17 protein-coding genes, 2 tRNA genes and 1 pseudogene are annotated in these 19,802 nt (G+C 52.8%); 6 read left to right on the top strand and 14 right to left on the bottom strand.

Features of this window, described 5'->3' with window-relative positions; genetic code table 11:
• Positions 1–37: 37 nt before the first annotated feature.
• Entirely contained in the window at positions 38–478 is a 441-nt protein-coding gene (locus H616_RS0110080) for a YtoQ family protein (RefSeq protein WP_027967258.1), read from the bottom strand.
• 253 nt (positions 479–731) lie between these two features.
• Between H616_RS0110080 and tenA the strand changes: the two genes are divergently transcribed.
• Positions 732–1,400: a thiaminase II gene (tenA, locus tag H616_RS0110075; protein ID WP_027967257.1), complete on the top strand. Its 669-nt coding sequence runs from the start codon at positions 732–734 to the stop codon at positions 1,398–1,400.
• Positions 1,401–1,505: 105 nt separating this feature from the next.
• Here the strand turns inward: tenA and H616_RS0110070 are convergent, their stop codons facing one another.
• Positions 1,506–1,787, bottom strand: a complete 282-nt coding sequence (locus H616_RS0110070; RefSeq protein WP_027967256.1) for a hypothetical protein — start codon at positions 1,785–1,787, stop codon at positions 1,506–1,508.
• Between the two features lie 228 nt (positions 1,788–2,015).
• On the opposite strand from H616_RS0110070, the gene H616_RS0110065 reads away from it, so the two are divergent.
• The 3 genes from H616_RS0110065 to H616_RS0110055 all read left to right on the top strand — a co-directional run bounded on the left by H616_RS0110065 (position 2,016) and on the right by H616_RS0110055 (position 6,580).
• Complete coding sequence (locus tag H616_RS0110065) at positions 2,016–3,197, top strand: acetate/propionate family kinase (RefSeq protein WP_027967255.1); 1,182 nt, start codon at positions 2,016–2,018, stop codon at positions 3,195–3,197.
• Complete coding sequence (gene pta, locus H616_RS0110060) at positions 3,194–5,347, top strand: phosphate acetyltransferase (protein ID WP_027967254.1); 2,154 nt, start codon at positions 3,194–3,196, stop codon at positions 5,345–5,347. The genes H616_RS0110065 and pta overlap by 4 nt, the downstream gene beginning before the upstream one ends.
• Before the next feature lie 90 nt (positions 5,348–5,437).
• Positions 5,438–6,580: an aminotransferase class V-fold PLP-dependent enzyme gene (locus H616_RS0110055; protein ID WP_027967253.1), complete on the top strand. Its 1,143-nt coding sequence runs from the start codon at positions 5,438–5,440 to the stop codon at positions 6,578–6,580.
• 53 nt (positions 6,581–6,633) lie between these two features.
• Here H616_RS0110055 and H616_RS0110050 read toward each other — a convergent pair whose 3' ends face one another.
• Together H616_RS0110050 and H616_RS0110045 are read right to left on the bottom strand one after the other, a co-directional pair.
• Positions 6,634–8,073, bottom strand: coding sequence for a hypothetical protein (locus H616_RS0110050; protein ID WP_027967252.1), 1,440 nt, complete (start codon positions 8,071–8,073; stop codon positions 6,634–6,636).
• Between the two features lie 130 nt (positions 8,074–8,203).
• Positions 8,204–8,893, bottom strand: a complete 690-nt coding sequence (locus H616_RS0110045) for a CBS domain-containing protein (protein WP_027967251.1) — start codon at positions 8,891–8,893, stop codon at positions 8,204–8,206.
• Between the two features lie 140 nt (positions 8,894–9,033).
• Here H616_RS0110045 and deoC point away from each other — a divergent pair, with 140 nt between their 5' ends.
• Positions 9,034–9,801, top strand: coding sequence for a deoxyribose-phosphate aldolase (deoC, locus tag H616_RS0110040; protein WP_027967250.1), 768 nt, complete (start codon positions 9,034–9,036; stop codon positions 9,799–9,801).
• Between the two features lie 166 nt (positions 9,802–9,967).
• Complete coding sequence (locus H616_RS0110035) at positions 9,968–11,509, top strand: methyltransferase regulatory domain-containing protein (RefSeq protein WP_027967249.1); 1,542 nt, start codon at positions 9,968–9,970, stop codon at positions 11,507–11,509.
• 262 nt (positions 11,510–11,771) lie between these two features.
• On the opposite strand, the pseudogene gltS reads toward H616_RS0110035, so the two are convergent.
• The 10 genes and pseudogenes from gltS to H616_RS0109980 all read right to left on the bottom strand — a co-directional run bounded on the left by gltS (position 11,772) and on the right by H616_RS0109980 (position 19,801).
• A pseudogene (gene gltS / locus H616_RS14695) lies at positions 11,772–12,976 on the bottom strand (sodium/glutamate symporter).
• A gap of 82 nt (positions 12,977–13,058) precedes the next feature.
• On the bottom strand, positions 13,059–14,009 hold the full coding sequence (gene hutG / locus H616_RS0110025) for a formimidoylglutamase (protein ID WP_027967248.1): 951 nt from the start codon (positions 14,007–14,009) through the stop codon (positions 13,059–13,061).
• The gene (locus H616_RS0110020; protein ID WP_035572988.1) at positions 14,006–14,716 is read right to left on the bottom strand and encodes an IclR family transcriptional regulator; all 711 of its coding nucleotides are present in this window, start codon (positions 14,714–14,716) and stop codon (positions 14,006–14,008) included. Before H616_RS0110020 ends, hutG begins: the two co-directional genes overlap by 4 nt.
• A gap of 803 nt (positions 14,717–15,519) precedes the next feature.
• Positions 15,520–15,607, bottom strand: a tRNA-Ser gene (locus H616_RS0110015).
• A gap of 150 nt (positions 15,608–15,757) precedes the next feature.
• Complete coding sequence (locus tag H616_RS0110010; RefSeq protein WP_027967246.1) at positions 15,758–16,261, bottom strand: YiiD C-terminal domain-containing protein; 504 nt, start codon at positions 16,259–16,261, stop codon at positions 15,758–15,760.
• A gap of 26 nt (positions 16,262–16,287) precedes the next feature.
• Positions 16,288–16,848, bottom strand: coding sequence for a nitroreductase family protein (locus H616_RS0110005; protein ID WP_027967245.1), 561 nt, complete (start codon positions 16,846–16,848; stop codon positions 16,288–16,290).
• A gap of 56 nt (positions 16,849–16,904) precedes the next feature.
• Positions 16,905–17,789: an NADPH-dependent 7-cyano-7-deazaguanine reductase QueF gene (queF, locus tag H616_RS0110000; protein WP_027967244.1), complete on the bottom strand. Its 885-nt coding sequence runs from the start codon at positions 17,787–17,789 to the stop codon at positions 16,905–16,907.
• Positions 17,790–17,793: 4 nt separating this feature from the next.
• The gene (locus H616_RS0109995; RefSeq protein WP_027967243.1) at positions 17,794–18,567 is read right to left on the bottom strand and encodes an ABC transporter permease; all 774 of its coding nucleotides are present in this window, start codon (positions 18,565–18,567) and stop codon (positions 17,794–17,796) included.
• Entirely contained in the window at positions 18,564–19,517 is a 954-nt protein-coding gene (locus tag H616_RS0109990; RefSeq protein WP_027967242.1) for an ABC transporter ATP-binding protein, read from the bottom strand. The genes H616_RS0109995 and H616_RS0109990 overlap by 4 nt, the downstream gene beginning before the upstream one ends.
• A 209-nt stretch (positions 19,518–19,726) precedes the next feature.
• Positions 19,727–19,801 (bottom strand) — tRNA-Gly (locus tag H616_RS0109980).
• Between the last annotated feature and the right edge of the window lies 1 nt (position 19,802).

Genomic DNA, 19,802 nt, shown 5'->3' with positions numbered 1-19,802 from the left:
TCAAGATCAGCGCTCAAGCAAACTTATCTCACCCGTCTCAGGCAGCGGTAACATAACGCAAAATCTCAACCACCTGCTGTGTTGTCGTGGCCCAAGCCATAGCGCCAGCATCGACCTCCTTGAGTGGATGCACAATATCTTCTGCATGAAGGGTCACATAGGGTTTATCAAGCGCCGAACAATACCCCGCATCAAACGCCGCATTCCATTGCTTGTATTTGTCACCAAATCGCACAACCACCAAATCGCTCTGCTCAATCAATGTTCTGGTACGGATGGCATTAACCTTGGATGACTTATGATCGCGCCAGAACGCCTTGTCTTCCGCGCCCAACATATCGCCAGCAGCATCACTGGCGTCATGGTCGGTCACAGGAGATGTAAAGACAATATCCAGCCCTGCTGCCTCGGCACCACGGCGAATTTCATCGCGCCAGTCAGTATGAATCTCGCCGGAAAGGTAAACGTAAAAGCTCATGACAGGCTCCTGAATATATATCAGTGATATGAATAACTAAATAACTACGCAGTCCTCATCATACCTACGCAGCATACTACTGGAAACTATTTCCAAAGACTCTGCAGACAAATGATTTCTTAGCGACGCCAACTGCTAGACTCACCTTTCACCTGCCGAAAGAGCAGCAGACTCGCTAATGCGTAAACAGCATAAACACAGCATTCTGCGTTTCACTTAATCTGGGCAGTCAGCCTAACGACTGGAGACCATCATGAGTTATCGCTTTACCGACCTGACCGATGCCTGTGCCATTGAATGGCGTGCCTATACCGAGCACGACTTCGTACGCCAACTGGCAAGCGGCAGGCTGAAAGACGAGGCATTCCGCCACTACCTCAAACAAGACTACCTGTTTTTGATGCATTTCGGCCGCGCCTATGCACTAGCCACCTACAAAAGCCGTGACATGGCGGAGCTGCGCCACGGCCTGGAAGGCCTCAAAACAATCATCGATGTAGAGCTTGAGTTACATATCGACTACTGCCGCGAATGGGGCATTAGCGAGAATGATCTAGCCACGCTGCCAGAAGCCCGTGCCACCCTAGCCTATACTCGCTACGTACTGGATACCGGCAACCGCGGCGACCTGCTCGACTTACACGTCGCTCTTGCTCCTTGCCTGGTCGGCTACGGCGTTATAGCGCAGTGGCAGGCCAAACAGCCGTTCACTGTGCGCGGCGCGACCAACCCCTTCGAGAAATGGATGCAAATGTATGAAAGCGACGCCTTTCAGTCTGCAATGCGCGACGAAATTACCTGGCTCGATGCCCGCCTAGCCGACATCACACCAGAGCGCTTTGCCCAATTGACCACCACCTTTTGCGAAGCCACCCGCTTGGAAATCGATTTTTGGCAGATGGGGCTTGATCAGGCTGACTAGTACGCTACACCGCAACACCGTTCTACTCATAATTTAACAAGAACCCCGACACTAATGTCGGGGTTCTTGTGGCTACCTACACTTCATAGCGGCTTACTTTAAGCACTAATGATTTTCCAATATATCTTGTGCTGTTGCGGCATACCCCTGAGGGTTTTCTGGATGAATTCTGGCATATTCCAGCCACTGCAGCCCCACCTTGCTGATGGTATCAGCACCATCGGCATCAATCGCCACATCCATTTTTTCCAACGAGTAATCAATCATTGTTTCGGTGTCTTCCAGTGCCGCTTTAATCTGCTCTGGATTGTCTGTGATAGTGCCGTAATGCGCCATATAGCCCACTAGCACGGTGTAGAAGGTGTGGCGATGAAAATGAAACGACATAGCTCAGCCTTATAAAAATGTGTAAACAAGCACACTATTGCCTACTCCACCTCATCCAGGCAACCCACTGTCAGGCTATCAACCAGTGGCAAATGACCGCAGCCCTGGCTTAGACACTTGACCTACATCAACGCCAGTTACCATTGTTTCATCCTTTCGTCGAAACCGTGTTAGCGTCTCGATATATTGCGCCGCTTTATGCGGCATGGTTCAAATAAAGAGGCTGTCATGGGTAATTCGATCCTAGTGATCAACTGCGGCTCATCATCGGTTAAATATGCAGTGGTGCCGAATGACCCTGCCAAACCGCGCATTGCTGGACTGGCTGAGCGCCTCGGTGGTAATGAGGCCCGTTTAAAAGGTATCGACACCCACGGCACGCCGTTTTCCTGCTCACTTGAAGGCGCTAATCATTTGGAAGCGATGCGCGCTATTCTTGAGCGGCTCGCTGATCAACCTCTACTAGCGGTAGGTCACCGTATCGTTCATGGCGGAGAGCGGTTCACCAAGGCAGCCTCCATCACACCCGCTGTGCTACGTGCCATTGAAAGCATGACCGAATTAGCGCCATTACATAACCCAGCGAACCTTGTCGGGGTGCAGGCCACCCAAGCCCTGTACCCCGGCCTTCCTCAAGTGGCGGTATTCGATACGGCATTTCACCAAACACTCCCCCCCAAAGCGTATCGTTACGCCATTCCCATTCGCCTGTATCGCCAGCAAGGTATCCGTCGCTACGGCTTCCACGGCAGCAGCCATGCTTACGTCAGCCAGCGCGTTGATTCGCTGAGCGAACGCTCCCACGGCGGCTGGCTGATTGCGCACTTAGGCAACGGTTGCTCTACCTGCGCGGTGTGGCAAGGCAAAAGCGTCGACACCAGCATGGGGCTCACGCCGCTGGAGGGTGTCGTCATGGGCACTCGAAGCGGCGATGTAGACCCGGGCCTACACGCCCATCTAGGACGACTGGGCTGGCGTCTCGAAGCCATCGATAACCTACTCAACAAGCAAAGCGGTCTGCTAGGACTTTCAGGGTTATCCAACGATATGCGCACCCTGGAACAGGCGGCTTCTGAGCACCATGAAGGGGCTACGCTGGCTATCGATGTATTTTGCTACCGGCTAGCCAAGTCACTGGCAGCGCTAAGCTGCGCCCTGCCACGCCTGGACGGCATCGCCTTTACCGGCGGCATTGGCGAAAACGCTTCAGCGGTTCGCACTCGGGTGATTGAGAGCCTCCCCCACTTTGGGCTACGCCTGGCAGGCAAAGCCAATACCAACACCGTGGGCGGAAAGGAAGGCCGTATTGATACAGGCGACGCTGAGCGTCCTGAAATCTGGGTCATCCCTACCGATGAAGAAGGCCGAATCGCAGAAGAAACCCGTCGCCTGCTGGAGAAGAATCAATGACATCCCCTCGTACCTTGCTGCTGGTTCCTACTGACGGCGGCGTCGGTCTAACGTCTGCCTGCCTTGGTCTGCTGCGCGGGCTGGACACTTTGGGTGTAAAAGCCGGTTATTTCAAACCGCTTCGCCAAGATGAGGAAAGCACAGAGCCGCTTGACCACAGCTCAGCGCTGATCGCTAACACGCTTGGGCTAGCGCCCCCGCCGCCCACACCAAAGGCTGAACTGGAGCGGTTGCTAGCGGATAATCGCAGCGCTGAGCTCATGGAATCGGCAGTGGCCAAATTATCGCTGTTGCGCCGAGAAAATGAGCCGCCGGCAGTGGTCGTCGTAGAAGGGCTAGCCCCCAATGCTGATACCAGTTACGCCGCTACGCTCAATGCCCAGCTAGCCCGCGCCCTGGATGCCAACATTATTCTGGTGGCCAGCAGCGACAGTGATGATGCCGCTGGCTTACTTGAACAAATTGATATGCAGATACAGGCCTTCGGCGGCCGGCAGATACGTCGAGTTTTAGGCTGTATGCTGATGCGCCTGCCGGTCAGCGCCCCACAGCACCAAACCAGCCTTGCCGCACCAGAAGCCACCTCTGAATCAGGCCACCAAGTACTCACTCGCTGGCAGCAGCATTTAGCACCACTTGAACATGCTGGACTCAAGCTGATCGCTGCAGTGCCTTGGCAGGAAGGCCTAAGCGTGCCGCGAACACTGGATATCGCCCGGGCGCTGAATGCCCGCTGCCTCAACGAGGGAGACATGGCCAACCGCCGAGTACTAGGCACTAGCCTGTGTGCACGCAGCGCTGCTCATATGTTGCATGCTTTCCAACCGGGCCGCCTGATCGTCACGTCGGGCGATCGCGATGACACGCTATTAGCCGCCGCCATGGCCACCCTCAGTGGTGTGCAACTGTCTGGCATTGTACTGACCCACAACGAGCCACCTAATCAAGCCATGGTTGACTTCTGTCGCCCGGCACTAGCGTCAGGCTTACCTGTACTAACGGTAGCGCACGACAGCTTTACCACGGCAAGTAAGCTGGACAGGATGGGAAAAGACATACCATTAGATGATACTGAGCGGGCTGAGCAGGTAACACGCTTTGTTGCCGCACATCTCGACCTAGCGTGGCTGCGTGAAACCATGAGTCGTGGTGTACCTAAGCGGCTTTCTCCTGCGGCTTTTCGTCATCGGTTGGTAGAAATGGCGGTCAGCACTCGCCGTCGCATCGTATTGCCAGAGGGTAATGAGCCGCGCACCGTAGAAGCGGCGGTAATTTGCCAGCGGCGCGGCATTGCTGATTGCGTGCTGCTAGGCGAGCGAGAGTCGATTGAGGCCGTCGCCGCCAAACGAGGACTAACGCTTCCCGACGGCCTGACAGTCATCAACCCTGCTGAGGTGCGTCAGGAGTATGTCGCTCCCATGGTGGCGCTACGCGGCGAGCGACTCAATGCGCTCACTGCAAAAGCGCAGTTACAGGACAATGTGGTACTAGGCACCATGATGCTAGCCGAAAGCAAGGTGGACGGCTTAGTCTCAGGTGCAATACACACCACGGCCAATACAGTACGCCCAGCCTTCCAGCTGATAAAAACGGCCCCTGGTTACAATCAAGTGTCATCCATATTTTTCATGCTGCTACCTGACCAAGTCGTCGTCTATGGTGACTGTGCTGTTATTCCCGACCCCGATGCTGAGACCTTAGCTGAAATCGCTATTCAAAGCGCACACTCCGCCTCGGCCTTTGGTATCGAGCCTCGGGTCGCTATGATCAGCTACTCCACCGGCCAGTCTGGTACCGGCAGTGACGTGGTAAAAGTCCGCGAAGCCACACGTATTGCTCGCGAAAAAGCCCCAGAACTGATTATCGATGGCCCCTTGCAATACGATGCAGCTGCCATTGAAAGTGTCGGTCGCCAGAAAGCGCCCGACTCACCGGTGGCCGGCCGTGCCACCGTGTTTGTCTTCCCTGACCTAAATACCGGCAACACAACCTACAAAGCCGTACAACGTAGCGCCAACTGCATTAGCGTAGGTCCTATGCTGCAAGGCCTCAATAAGCCAGTCAACGACCTATCACGTGGCGCACGGGTCGATGACATTGTTTACACCATCGCCCTCACCGCGATTCAAGCAGGGCAGCGTGCCCACTAATTATCACCATCGACCAAACTGGCCTGTTGACGTCTAAAAGCATATCCTTTAGCAACTCGTTTCAGGCCCGAATCACAATTGGAGAAACACATGGCCAGCTTGCTTCCTGATGTGGACCCTGATGGTCTGCTTGAATTTTCAGTGGTCTACACTGACCGGGCACTTAACCATATGTCGCCCAAGTTTCAGAATGTGATGCGTGATGTTTCCGCCACTCTGAAGCAGGTCTACCGCGCTCACTCAGCGATTATTCTTCCCGGTAGCGGTACTTACGCCATGGAAGCCGCTGCCCGACAATTCGCGCGCCAGCGCAACTGTTTAGTCATTCGTAATGGCTGGTTCAGCTATCGCTGGAGTCAGATTCTTGAAGAGGGAAAAATTCCCGCTGAGCTTAATATCCGCAAAGCGCGACGTTTAAATGAAGATGACCCGACGTCGCCATTTGCACCACCTGATCTTGACGACGTTCTTGACACCATCCATGAACAGCAACCAGATATCGTGTTTGCTCCGCATGTAGAAACGGCTTCAGGCATCAAACTGCCCAATGACTACCTGCGCAAAGTTGCCGAAGCCATACATGAACAAAACGGCTTGTTAGTACTTGACTGCATTGCCTCAGGAACCGATTGGGTCGATATGCAGGAACTTGGTATCGATGTGCTGATCAGCGCACCTCAGAAAGGCTGGAGCGGCTCTCCGGGCTGCGGCATGGTTATGCTGTCACGTCAGGCGCGTGAGATTCTCGAAGAAACCACCAGCGATAGTTTTGCCCTTGATCTGAAAAAGTGGCTAAACATCATGGAGGCTTACGAAGAAGGCGGTCATGCCTATCACGCTACCTTACCCACCGATGGCCTAACAAAATTACACAGCGTGATGGCCGAAACCGAAGCCTATGGCTTTGACAACGTGCGTGAGGAGCAGCTTGACTTGGGGCAGCGTGTACGCGAGCTACTCGCCAGTCGCGGTTTTCCCAGTGTCGCAGCACCGGGTTATGAAGCACCAGGCGTGGTCGTCAGCTACACCGACAATCCTGATCTAGTGGCCGCCTTTGCAGAAGCAGGCCTACAGGTAGCTACTGGCGTACCGCTGATGTGTGACGAAGGAGAGAATTTCCAGACATTCCGCATCGGCCTGTTCGGTCTAGATAAGCTGCATAATGTTGATCGCTGCATCGAGCAGCTGACTGCCGCACTGGACCGCATCCAGGCGCATGCTATCACTGACTAACGTGCTAACCAGGCATGAGCGGGCTGGAGCAAAGGATATGGCTTCAGCCCGTTTTACTGCGTTTCATCAGCCAGCTGCAAATCCATAATACCCGAGCGATTCACCACCACTTTCCAACGTTGAATGACGCAGGAACCATCACTTTCGCGATCACGAACCACCAGCTGCACCATATGATTACGCTCTACCAACTCTTGTGTAATTCGCTCTTTGCTATCCACGCCATAAACACGCTGGTTCGCCCCCACCATCAACTTTATGATCGGCGAAAGATCCAGTGTTAGGTTCTCGCGCGTTTTATCGTAACCACTGAGAAAGCGCGTTGGCGACATCTTCGAGCGCGAGCGGTAATGCAACACGGTTTCACCGCGCCACTCGGCTCCACCACCTCTCATTCGCCGCAACTCTGCGTCTAACGCATCAACACCTCGGTAATCAAACCACTCTAATTGACGCCCCACTGGCGTTTTACTGTTTGGGTCTCGGTAATGCCTCCGCCAACGCGGCCTGCCGCGCCTCAGCCAGCGCCACATGGTCGAGCGCAAATCGTCCTTAAACACCTCGCGCAGCGCATACATCAAAGCTAACGCCGACACAAACATCGCCGTCACGTCACCCAGCAGCTCGCGCGCTCGCATTAAACCAAGGGTGACGACCACCATCACCATAGCTGTGGCCACCGCTTTAACCATGCGCTGTTCGACGCCACCCAGCGTTTGCTGCTGTTGCTTGAGAGTGACCGGCTGCTCAATAAGCAGCCTCAGCAGACGCATGCGATTAGAGATTCGCGCCGGATCATCAACCACGGCAGGCGGGTTATAACGCAACTCTTCCCGGTAGACGTTCTCGCTATGGCACAACGCCAATAGCGCCGAACGCTCAGCACCAAGCGCCCCGTCATCGGGCAGCTGTGCTGCAACTGCCAGTAGCCGCTGCTCTGTTTGCCACGACAGATAATTATCAATATTGACAAAATGATCGCGTAACGCACCTTCCTCATGACGCTGACGGCGCATTCGTCTGAGAATACCGCGCGATAGCATAATCGTATCTTTCAACTGAGACGCCAGCGCTGCGCGCGCGTCTTCAATCGCCTGCTGAGCCTCGCTAGTACGCTCCTCTTCAGGCTTTCGCGCTAATCGCCTGACACGTTTACGCAAAGCACGGGCCTGCTCAAGTAATGAGCGGCTAGCCTCTTCTAATGCCAACACATATTGATGTGCATAAAGACTCAATCCCAGACGAAACTGATCAACATCCAAACGCGCACCAGCTAAACGGCTCATAACCAGAGGTAAACGGTGGCGCTCACTGTAATACGTGCGCTTAATCTGAAACGCTCGGTGATAAAAGGCCTCTTCCGTCATTAGGTTTGTCGTCAGGCCAAGCTCCACCGGCAGAAACAGCACAACATCCAGATGATGAGAGCGCCCCTCTTGCAACACCCGCGAAATACGCAGGTGGTAATTATCCTTGATAGTTACATTGATCACAGAAACTCACTTGACGAAGTGATAACGCTAGAGACAAACACCAAACGACAAAAAGCAGAAAGCACGGAGCGCCTTATAAGGGGCTCCGCGCCCTCGGGTCATCACGACGGTAAGCGTACTTAAGCGTGACTTAGTAGCCTCCCACGCCGCGCGGTACAAAGCCCAGGTGATTTGTTACTCGCGTGACCCCGGGCGTATTTTCAGCAGCCACCTGAACAGCCCAGCGTTGCTCTTTATTCTCCACCAGCCCCCACAGCTGCACGTGACCTTCTGACACAATAATATTCAAACGCTCGCCCATTAAGCCACTGAGATTTCTCAGTTCCTTATAAATGGCCTTACGGATAGATAGGTCGTCAGAAGCGCCTTCAATATCAGGCTTAGCCGTTGCAAAGCCGCGCAGCAAGTTGGAACGGCTGATAATGCCAACCAGCTTACCATCACGCACCACGGGGACCCGCTTGACGTTATTTTTCTCTAGCACTCTAGCGATCCGGTATAACAGCTCGTCTTCGGTGACGGTCAGAATGTCTGTACTCATCACTTGAGCCGCATAGCGCCCACGCGTTTTCACATAGTCTTCAACGCTAGTGCCTGAAAAAATCTTGCGCCATGTCGACGTACGGGGCGCCCCCTCTCGGCTTTTACGAATACGGCGTATCAGATCGCCCTCACTCACAATGCCCAGAATGTGCCGCTCACTATCCACCACAGGCACTGCACTGATACTGTGCTCAACAAGTAGCTTGGCCACGTCACCCACTTCAGTTTCAGGGGTGACGGTGATCACCTCGGTTGTCATGATATCTGCAGCACGCATGAACTATCTCCAGTACTAAAAAATCACCAAAACACGACCAGCAAAAAATGCTAATCCCCGTGTAATTACTGACCATCTTGTCCAAAATAGCAGCATCAGATGAAAACCTCATTGATCATCAGCAGTTTTTGGAGCATTAAATGCGCGATTTGCAACAATCAGCTCGACTCGCACTGGCCTGCATGGACCTGACAAACCTCAAGGACAGCAATACAGATAGTGATATTGAAGCGCTTTGCCGACAGGCAAAAACCCCCTTGGGCAACACCGCGGCGGTCTGCGTCAAACCAGCGTTCGTCGTTACCGCGAAACGCGCACTGAGCGCAGAAAACGGCCCCAACGCCAACACAGTAAAAGTTGCCACGGTTACCAACTTCCCCCACGGCAACGATGATCCGATGGCGGCTGCCAGAGAAACCCGCAGCGCCGTTGCCGCCGGTGCCGACGAGGTCGAAGTAGTGTTTCCTTACCGCGCTCTGCTGGCAGGTGATGAGGCGACTGGCCTTGAGTTGGTCGAAATGTGTCGCGCAGCAGCTGTCGACGCCACGCTGAAGGTCATTCTTGAAACGAGCGAGCTGGTTGATCCCACATTGATTGGCAGAGCGGCTGAGCTTGCCATCGAGGGCGGGGCCGACGTCATCACGAGCTCTACCGGAAAAGTAGATGTAAGCGCCACCTTAGATGCTGCTGAAATCATACTGGAAACCATAAAAGCCAGCCCTAGGAAAAACGTGGGTTTCAAAGTCGCTGGCGGCATCTACGCCACGGAGCAAGCCCATGAACACCTGATGCTCGCAGCCGACATCATGGGCCCCGCTTGGGTAACGCCAGCACACTTTCGTTTTGGCTCTTCGGAACTGCTTGATAGCCTGCTGGACACCCTCCAGGACAGCATGGCCTCCATATAGCCAAGCCTCACACAACATAGTCATGGCAGGCCCACCAAGCGTAAACCTTGGTTAAGTGACAAATTTTTGCGTTGTTATTTGATATATATCAACGCATTCTTGTCTGCTAAGCAGGCAGGCGCAGCCCGCCGTAATGGGCATTACGACAAATATAGGAGTGATTGCTATGTCCGATTGGACCTCCGGATATGTGGCAGATATCGACTACACCTTTGGCTATTACAATGAGCTGAACCCACTGCGAATCAATCTGGCTTTTATCAATGCTGGCCTGCGCCCACCAGATGTCATTAATGCCTGTGAGCTGGGTTTCGGCCAGGGTATGAGCACCAACCTGCATGCAGCAGCATCCAACATCAACTGGTACGGCACTGACTTCAACCCCAATCAGGCAGCATTTGCTCAACACCTCGCCAACATCAGTCAATCTGATGCCAAGCTATATGACGACGCCTTCGATGAATTTGCCAGCCGCGAAGAGCTACCAGAGTTCGACTTCATTGGACTGCACGGCATCTGGAGCTGGATTTCAGACGAGAATCGCACGATTGTAGTGGACTTCATTCGCCGTAAACTCAAAGTTGGTGGCGTACTCTACATCAGCTACAACACCCAACCCGGCTGGGCAGCCATGGTGCCAATGCGCGATCTGCTGGTTGAGCACTCAGACGTCATGAGCGCATCAGGTGCCGGTATCCTGACCCGTGTTGACGAGGCGATGGAGTTTGCTGACAAACTGCTCAAGACAAACCCTAGATTTGCCCAAGACAATCCGCAGATCAAAGGGCGTATCGAAAAGATGCGCGGTGACAATAAACACTACCTAGCTCACGAATACTTCAATCGTGACTGGGAGCCCATGGGCTTCTCAAAGATGGCCAGCTGGCTTTCTCCCGCCAAGCTCAAGTGGGCAACCTCTGCCCGTTACACTGACAATATAGACAACATTCAGTTGAGCGAAGACCAACGCGCTCTACTCAACTCCATCAGCGACCCGATGTTCAGCGAAACGGTTAAAGATTTCTGTACCAACCGCATGTTCCGCACCGACCTTTGGGTCAAGGGCGGGCGACGCCTGAGCATGATCGAACAACAAGACATGCTTGAACAGCAACGCGTTATGCTGACTGCCTCCCCCGACAGCATCGAACTAAAAATCACCACCTCGCAGGGAGGCTTTACACTACGGGAAGACATTTATAACCCCGTTATTGAAGTGCTGGCAGACCATCAGCCGATCTCAGTCGGTGAGCTACGCAAGCGCCTTGAAGGCCACAATATCAGCTTGGCCGCACTAGGTAACGCCATCACGATCCTGGCAGCCAAGGGGGCTCTTGAAGCAGTACAGCAGGATACTGACATTGAAAAAGCCAAACCTACGTCACACCGTCTCAACCGTCATCTACTCAACCAAGTACGCAGCGGTAACGAAACCAACTTACTAGCAAGCCCCGTAACGGGTGGCGGCGTTCGCATCTCGCTATTTCATCAGATGTTCCTTCTAGCCTATATCGAAGGCACCACCGCCCCCCAGTCCATGGCAGATAACGCATGGAGCATTCTGTCGGCACAGAATAAACTGGTCATTAAAGAGGGTAAAACGCTGTCAGAGCCACAAGACAACATTGATGAGCTTACCCGGTTAGCGACCAAGTTCAATAAACAGGTATTGCCGATTTACCAAACGCTACAGGTCATCCCCGAATAACACAGAGACTTCCAGCCTGCCGCGTTGTGCTGTATTTAACAGTAAACTTCACCAACGGCCCTCATAGCGTGGGCCGTTGGTTTTTTATACCCCCTCAAACACCTGGCTATTACCAAGCTTTAGCCAGCTTGAGGACCCTGGCACCGCTAAATGCACGGTCTGCTCATTATAAAAAAGAGATGACACATACTTCTTGCGCAAAAGGTGTAACACCCACACCGAGCTCAAGCCCAGCGGGCGCGATTTTTCTTCAGCTTATCATTTAAGCCAACACGTTAAGGCACCAAGTAATGGCAGGGAGGGCAACAAGGTCAATCAACACAGCCCCGCATAATGGCACAATAATAAAAGCTTTATGAGAAACCACTCGATAATGCTCACACACAGCACTCATGTTAGCCACTGCATTTGGCGTAGCTCCCATTCCATGACCTATGAACCCTGCAGTAAGCACTGCTGCATCGTAGTTTCGGCCAAGCAAACGAAAAAGAACGAACACACCAAGGAGGACGATAGCTAATGTTTGCACCAACAGAATCACAAGCAGCGCCCCCCCATCTCTTGCAACTGCCAAATTTTAAGATTCATCATAGCCATGGTCAGAAAAGCACCAAGTGCCACGTCACCAATACTCGAGAGCGCATTATCGGGCATGCTGAACCACCCAAAACGATCATTTAAATTACGCAGCACAATGGCCACGAACATCGCTCCCACATAACTCGGCAAGATGACGCCAAGGTACATGGAGAGGCTCTGCTTAAGCCATACACCAAGCACCATTATCGGCACAATAATCGCCAGCATGCGCAACAACATTGGACCATCGATCCGGACCACAGTCGGGCGCTCCTCCGCTGAAAGCTCCTCAAGATCATGAACGTCCTCAGCAACAACTGGAATCTGGCGGCGATCAATGATCCAGCGCGCAATAGGAGCACCGATTACACCGCCAATGATCATTCCAAAAGTGGCCGATGCGATAGCTGCAGTAGTCGCTCCTTGAGCACCCAGCGCTTCAGCTTCTGGACCAAAAGCAGCAGCTGCGCCAAACCCGCCCTCTAAAGAAGTCGCGCCAGCCATCAGCCCAATCAGCGGATCAAGACCCAACAGGCTTGCCATACCTATGCCCACGCCATTTTGCATCAACGCTAACAGCCAACAGGCTACTAGATAAACACCTAGGGCCTTACCTCCCTTTTTGAGCAGGGCCAAACTTCCACCAAGACCCACAGTAGTGAAGAAAGCTATCATTAATGGGCTTTGCATAGCAGTATCGAGCTCAAAAGTAACGATACCTAAGTCGCGTAGCAACCAAGCCAACAGGGCGAAACCAAACCCCCCGACCACTGGCGTAGGGACGCAAAGGCGTTTCAACCAATTAATACGGTGCTTGAGACCAGCTCCAATCACGAGCAACAGCAGAGCCAATGCAGTAGTAGTCACTGCATCCAGAGAGAAGTGCATGGCGATGCTCCATTTTTACTGCCGCCAAATTACGGCCTAAGTGTTTATTTTCGTTAGAGAACGTTTTGAACTGTAAGAGCCATCAACGTGCTAGCCGCTCCACCAGGCGCGCTGCAATACGCGCCGTACGCGACTCAATATCTAGGGAGGGATTAAGCTCAGCCACATCGACTAATGGCAGTGCGACCCGAGGCACCAAGTAGTCAATCACATCTTCAACGAAAGACACTTCAATGCCGCGCGCAGCAGGGGCACTGACCCCGGGAGCTACCCAGCTTGGCAGTACATCCAAACAAATTGTCAGATAAACCATGTCTACCTGGGTCAGTAAGCGGTCCAGAGCTTCTTTGACCTGAGGGCTATCGATCGAACGGCAGGCATCATCAAGCACCCACTCTACATTCAAATCTTCCGCACGCTTGAATAGCGCCTCAGTATTGCCTGTCTGGCTAACACCTAAACAGGTATAGCGAAACTCAGCACCCTCGCGCTTACAAAGTTCAGCGCACTGCCGAAACGGCGTACCAGAGCTAGCACGTTCACTTTGACGAAGATCAAGGTGGGCATCTAAATTAAGGATACCGATACGCGGCGCAGGCGTTTGTTTGCGAGCATGCTCGAATAGCCCAGAGAAGCTAGCAAAGGCGATCTCATGCCCACCACCTAGGCCAATCACTCGGTGCCCCTGATTAAGAAGGCTAGTCACACGCGCAGAAAAATCCTCCTGCGCCTCCTCTAAAGCATCCTCTTTACAAACTACGTCACCAGCGTCATAAAGCGGGACTCTAAGATGGTAGGCTAAATTAGCCAGCTGTTGGCGTAGCGCACGAGGGCCCTGACTAGCGCCTGCACGCCCCTTGTTACGAACCACTCCAGCGTCAGAACAAAAGCCGACTAACACTCGCCCTGGCCTCTCAGCCTCTGACACCGGGCGCATAACCTGATGCCAGCGAAGTGAGCTCTCGCATTCTTCGCTATCAACCCGCCCACACCATGGCGCAAGAAACGCCTGATTCCCGTTCTGTTCGCTCACTCCAAAAGTTCTCCCAATCGTTGTGCACTATGTCGCGTCTGCTCAATGAGCCACGCGGTTCGCTGCTGAGCACGCGATTCCGGCACCATAACGCTGATCACAGCCTTAAGTCGGCCTCTGCCATTGAAAACCGGAGCGCTCGCCCCCCACACACCTTTATCAATTTCACTTAAACTGACCGCAAAACCGTCTGCACGAATCTCCTCAAGCCCAGCCATAGCCTCATCACGCATGCTCTCTGTGTACAACGCCAGAGCCATTTCACGTTCATCCTCACCCATAAATGCGAGTAATGCCCGAGCGCTAGCCCCCTTGAACAGAGGCTGAACTTGCCCACGGTGATAGCAGCAGCGCAACGGCTGAGGGCTATCAACCATTTCCACGCAAAGAGCGTGATCACGCACGGCCACCAGAAGTGCAGAACTTTCTCGAGTGACACCGGTTAGCCCCGTGAGAGTCGGTCGCGCCCACTGCAGCAGGACATTGTGCTGCTCGAATCCCTGCTGCAAACGCACTGCCTGAGGACCAGGAGCATATATCCCACCTTCCCGCTCACTAATCATTCCCCAAGCCAGCAGCTGGCGAAGATGCCGATAAGCCGTCGAAACCGGCTGGCTAGTCAACTCAGCCAGCGACTTTACTGTCATCGGCTCTCCTTGATTAGCCAAACAGCTCAGCAATGCCAACATTCGGTCAGAAGGCCCCATAACCAACACCTCATAATTTGAGAAAAAGTACTATACAAATCGGACTTAATAAAAAAACATTATCATTTTATGATAATAAAAAATCTACATCCTGATTAAATGTCTACCCAATACTGACCACGCGACTCACTTTTCTCGCCAAACCCAAACACACCATAGGATTATGCAAATTGGCTTTACCGACGACAGGATGAAAACGAATATCGCCTGCCCGCGCTTTCCAAGAAGATGGTCGCAACGAGCACACATCCGCCCTCATAACGTTGGTGAAGAAAATAAAACTGACCTACTCAAAGACAAGAAAGATCTCACAACAAGGGTTCACACCGCTTGTACGTCCGACAAAGCGCTGGATATTCACCGTTTCATGCTGTCATGCTGACGAAAGAAATACCGCACAGGAAAGTTCGATACGAAAGGAGCAAGAGGAGCAAGAGCACCAGGAGGCGCCAAGAAGAAAATACAGAAACAGAGTGAGGCCGCTTCTGAAACGCTAGGCATTAGAACGTCAGGAGGTAAGCCCCCTAAAAGCTTCAACGTTTTCAAACCGAGAAGCGACAAAAGCATTGGGGTCCGCTTATTACTACTCTTAGGTAAACCCAAGGCTTGGTCAGAGAGCGGTGAAGAACGCAGAGCTTCTCGTAAAGATCCATCGAGTATACGACGGCAGCAAAAAGGGTAGCGGCCGCCTGAGAGCTATCAGGCATTGCGTCGGTAAGGTGAAATTATTCCCAAAACCTTTCCCAATGGCCATAAACGACAAAGGGAACCAAGCTAATTGCTTGATTCCCTTTGAAAAATTCTGGCGGAGGGGGAGGGATTCGAACCCTCGAAGCCTTTCGGCTTACCCGCTTTCCAGGCGAGCTCCTTCGACCGCTCGGACACCCCTCCGCAATATGTTTCAGTGTTCAAGTATGGCAACTTGTTACCCGAAACAGCGCCCTTTGTTGTCAGGACGCGGCGTACCTTAACGATTAAGGCCCGTAATTGCAAGTGAGTAGCCAACTTTCGTCACTTTAAGCAACGGCTGCAACAATAAGCTCAGGCGTCGGGCAGGACGGCGTAATTTCCTTCCGCTTCCAAGCATAACGTACCACCACACCACAACTGCTGAACCAGCTCAATACGTCCCTTACCTCGTTCTCTCAGCCGTTGAGCCAACGCTGTGCTGCCAGTTGCTGACGCGGGAAAACAATGCAGATGGTAGTCATCAGTAACCGGCGCAAGAAACCGCTGGCTGGCCTCGGCCACGACCACATTACGGTTCATACCATTACGCCGCAGCCACAGGGTTACCCAGCACCAACCAAGCAGCGTCGCCTGAGCGGCGAGCGCACCACCAAAACCGGTACCTTTATCATTAAGGTTCGGGGTCAGTCGCAGTGTCCAGCTTAGCCGCTCTGCATCGCGCCGCATCGTGCGGATACTCAAAGCATCAGCCATGGGAATGGCTTCTCTCAGCCAGCACAGAAAGACGTCTGGGTCATCTTCGCTACCCAACACCGGCAAAGCCAAGGGCGGGTGAGCTACACCAATTTTTCGCATGTAAAAACTGCTCTAGTCGTGATGAACTAAGCCCAACGCTCAACAAAATCGCTGATATCGTGCTGCGGCACCTCCAGATGACGGCCACCCTGCTGCCCCAGGTAAATGAACGCCACCAATTCATCATTTTCCTTAAGCCCCAGGCCTTTACGCACCACAGGATCAAAAGCGTAATCGCCCGTACGCCACATAGCCCCTAGCCCTTGAGCGTGAGCGGCGAGAAGAATCGCGTGAGCAGCACAACCGGCTGAAAGCACTTGCTCAACTTTTGGCACCTTAGGCTGATCAGGTACCACGCTGGCAATCACGGCCACAATCATCGGTGCACGTAGCGGTTTCTTTCGCACCCCATCGAGAACAACGTCTTCCACATGCGGGTTGTCATGAAATACTGATTCAGCAAACAACTCACCGAGCCGCTCACGCCCTTCACCGGAAAACTCTATAAACCGCCATGGTCGCAACCCTTTATGGTCAGGAGCACGCAAGGCAGACTGATATATCGCATCAAGCTGCTCCTCGCTGGGCACAGGGCCGATTAACTTACCCATGGAGCGGCGCTGATGCAGCAACGTCATAGCGTCCATGTATAACCTCCTGTATCAAATGAGAAAAATTCTCGACATATTAACAACGACGAAGGCTACTGTCGCATCAGCCGCAGCGACTCCGGTGGCCTCTCCCCTGGCGATCCTCGCCAAGGGCTGATATCCAGCCCACCACGCCGTAGGTAACGCGCCATGACCAGCAGTCGCTCAGGTCGCGCCTGCGCCATTAGTTCAACAAAGATACGCTCCACGCAATGCTCGTGAAAATCCTGCTGCTGGCGATAGCCCACTAAATAGCGCAGCAGGCTTCCACGATCGAGGCGCGGCCCGCGATAGCGAATCATTACGCTACCCCAGTCAGGCTGACCTGTAACTGGGCAGTTCGACTTAAGCAAATGCGAGTGCAACGTTTCTTCGACGATTTCGTCGTCCGTACTCAGCATCTCAGCATTGGGCGTGTAATCATCGATGGAGATATCTACCCCGTCGATGCACTCACCTGGTAGCCGACGAGGCATTAAGGCATCGTCATCGACACCAAACACTTTAACGGTCACCGGCGCACCAGCCACGTTACTTAGGTCATTTTTCAGCATCACTAGCAGCTGCTGCGTATCATCAAGGCGGGTCTGGTTGAAACTATTGAGGTAGAGCTTCCACGACTTAGACTCAATCAGCCGCGGTGAGCTTGCCGGTACGCTAAAACGCGCCACTCCAACTCGCGGCTTACCTCGCGCGTTCAACCACGACAACTCAAAGGCATGCCACTCATCTTCCCCTTCAAAAGGCAGGATACGCGCCTCACCTACCCCACGACTCTCTTCTTTCGCAGCTCTCCCACTCTCCGGCACAATACCGATCAATGCACGATTGTCAGCCCGTTCAATACCAAACAGCAGACTGGGGTCATAGTGCGTGGGATAATCTGAAGCCTGCCCCAACGGAGAGTTCGCCAGTTCACGGGATAGTTCTTCTTTCACCAAATCAACTCCTGATGCCCTTGCCGTTCTCTAACATCCACAAGGCCAAACCAAATAGCACCGCAATAAATGCAAAAATTGCCAATAATGCCCACCCGACGGGAATATCCGACACACCTAAAAAGCCGTAACGAAACACGTTAACCATATACAGGATCGGATTCAGCATCGATACGCTCTGCCAAAAATCAGGCAACAGCGAAATGGAGTAAAACACGCCACCAAGATAGGTTAATGGCGTCAACACGAACGTTGGCACGATGGAGATATCATCAAATTTTTTGCCCAGCAACGCATTAATAAAGCCACCTACCGCAAACAGCGCCGACGTCAGCACAATCACCAGTAAAGTCAGTAATGGGTGAGCAATTGTCAGCTGAGTGAAGAACAATGATACTACCGTAACGATCGCCCCAACCCCTAGGCCACGAGCCATTCCACCTAGCACAAAACCCGACAAAATCACCCAGTTTGGCATCGGTGACACCATCATTTCCTCGACACTACGCTGGAACTTTGTGGAGAAAAACGATGACGCAACATTCGAGTAGCTATTAGTGATAACCGACATCATGATCAAACCAGGGACGATAAAGTCCATGTAACTATAACCATCCATTTCACCAATACGCGCACCGATCAGGTTACCGAAAATGATGAAATACATGGTCATAGTGATCGACGGTGGCAGTAGCGTTTGAGGCCAAATACGAGTGAAGCGCCGAATCTCTTTAGCGACCAACGTCCAGAGCGCCACAGCAGTCTGTGTAAAATTCATGAGCGCCCCCCCTTCTCGTGACTCTCAGCACGGCCATCCTCTACCATGGAAACAAACATCTCTTCCAAGCGGTTGGCTCTGTTACGCATTGATGCCACGCGAATGCCTTGCTCGCTGAGCGCAGCAAAGATGTCATTAATACTCTGGCCTCGCTGCACCGCAACAGAAAGCTGGGCAGCATCCACCTGATGCACCTCAAAACCCTGAATAGACGGCGTATAATTTAGCGGTTTATCCAAGTCGAACAAGAACGTCTCGGTGTCCAGCTCAGCAAGCAACTCACGCACACTGGTGTTACGAATGATTTGTCCATGGTTAATAATCCCCACATGGCGACACAGACTCTCGGCCTCTTCTAAGTAGTGGGTGGTCAAAATAATCGTGGTTCCTTCTTCTCTATTGATGCGGCGCATGTAACTCCACATGCTGCGACGCAACTCAATATCAACGCCAGCCGTCGGCTCATCAAGAATCAGCAGCTTCGGGCGATGCATTAGCGCACGCGCAATCATCAACCGACGCTTCATACCACCAGATAACATCATGGCAGTACCGTTTCGCTTATCCCATAGCCCCAAGTCACGCAGCAGCTCTTCAGCGCGCGGCAACGCAACCCTCCGCGACATACCGTAATAGCCGGCCTGGGCCAGTACGATATCAAGCACTTTTTCAAACTGGTTAAAATTGAATTCTTGGGGCACCACGCCTAAATGATATTTGGCACGAGCAAAATCACGCTCAATGTCGATACCAAATATCGACACGCTGCCCGCTGTTTTTTGCACCAACGAGCACACCACCCCGAGAGTCGTCGACTTACCAGCCCCATTAGGACCAAGCAGCGCGTAGAAGTCACCCTGAGCAACATCCAGGTCAATACCTTTTAACGCCTCGAAGCCATTAGCGTAAACTTTCGTCAGCCCGCGAATAGAAAGTGCCGGTTCGGCCATGGACGATCCTGTCAACAAAAGAAAAGAAATCAGGCAGCATAAAACCTGCAAACAAACCGCATATATGGGGCCGAAGGCGCTCGTTTCAAGACTAACGAAAAAGAATAACAGCGATCGCCTGGTAGGCATTGGGCAAGAAAGCCAAGCTTAATTTAACCGACATCATTTTTTGGCGAGGGGAGCTTGCAAGACAAAAGCAGTTGCAATACTGGAGCGGGAAACGAGATTCGAACTCGCGACCCCAACCTTGGCAAGGTTGTGCTCTACCACTGAGCTATTCCCGCT

Source organism: Halomonas halocynthiae DSM 14573, assembly GCF_000425725.1.
Lineage (GTDB): Bacteria > Pseudomonadota > Gammaproteobacteria > Pseudomonadales > Halomonadaceae > Halomonas > Halomonas halocynthiae.
Note: the sequence above shows the minus strand (reverse complement) of the source record. Positions and strands in the feature narration are given on the sequence as shown.

What these genes read in the sequence shown, in the direction of transcription:
- H616_RS0110045 (WP_027967251.1), bottom strand. Translation starts at nt 8,893, where the DNA reads ATGCGTGCTGCAGATATCATGACAACCGAGGTGATCACCGTCACCCCT.
- H616_RS0110070 (WP_027967256.1), bottom strand. Translation starts at nt 1,787, where the DNA reads ATGTCGTTTCATTTTCATCGCCACACCTTCTACACCGTGCTAGTGGGC.
- tenA (WP_027967257.1), top strand. Translation starts at nt 732, where the DNA reads ATGAGTTATCGCTTTACCGACCTGACCGATGCCTGTGCCATTGAATGG.
- H616_RS0109990 (WP_027967242.1), bottom strand. Translation starts at nt 19,517, where the DNA reads ATGGCCGAACCGGCACTTTCTATTCGCGGGCTGACGAAAGTTTACGCT.
- H616_RS0110010 (WP_027967246.1), bottom strand. Translation starts at nt 16,261, where the DNA reads ATGCGAAAAATTGGTGTAGCTCACCCGCCCTTGGCTTTGCCGGTGTTG.
- H616_RS0110005 (WP_027967245.1), bottom strand. Translation starts at nt 16,848, where the DNA reads ATGGACGCTATGACGTTGCTGCATCAGCGCCGCTCCATGGGTAAGTTA.
- H616_RS0110055 (WP_027967253.1), top strand. Translation starts at nt 5,438, where the DNA reads ATGGCCAGCTTGCTTCCTGATGTGGACCCTGATGGTCTGCTTGAATTT.
- deoC (WP_027967250.1), top strand. Translation starts at nt 9,034, where the DNA reads ATGCGCGATTTGCAACAATCAGCTCGACTCGCACTGGCCTGCATGGAC.
- pta (WP_027967254.1), top strand. Translation starts at nt 3,194, where the DNA reads ATGACATCCCCTCGTACCTTGCTGCTGGTTCCTACTGACGGCGGCGTC.
- H616_RS0110080 (WP_027967258.1), bottom strand. Translation starts at nt 478, where the DNA reads ATGAGCTTTTACGTTTACCTTTCCGGCGAGATTCATACTGACTGGCGC.
- H616_RS0110035 (WP_027967249.1), top strand. Translation starts at nt 9,968, where the DNA reads ATGTCCGATTGGACCTCCGGATATGTGGCAGATATCGACTACACCTTT.
- H616_RS0109995 (WP_027967243.1), bottom strand. Translation starts at nt 18,567, where the DNA reads ATGAATTTTACACAGACTGCTGTGGCGCTCTGGACGTTGGTCGCTAAA.
- H616_RS0110020 (WP_035572988.1), bottom strand. Translation starts at nt 14,716, where the DNA reads ATGGGGCCTTCTGACCGAATGTTGGCATTGCTGAGCTGTTTGGCTAAT.
- H616_RS0110065 (WP_027967255.1), top strand. Translation starts at nt 2,016, where the DNA reads ATGGGTAATTCGATCCTAGTGATCAACTGCGGCTCATCATCGGTTAAA.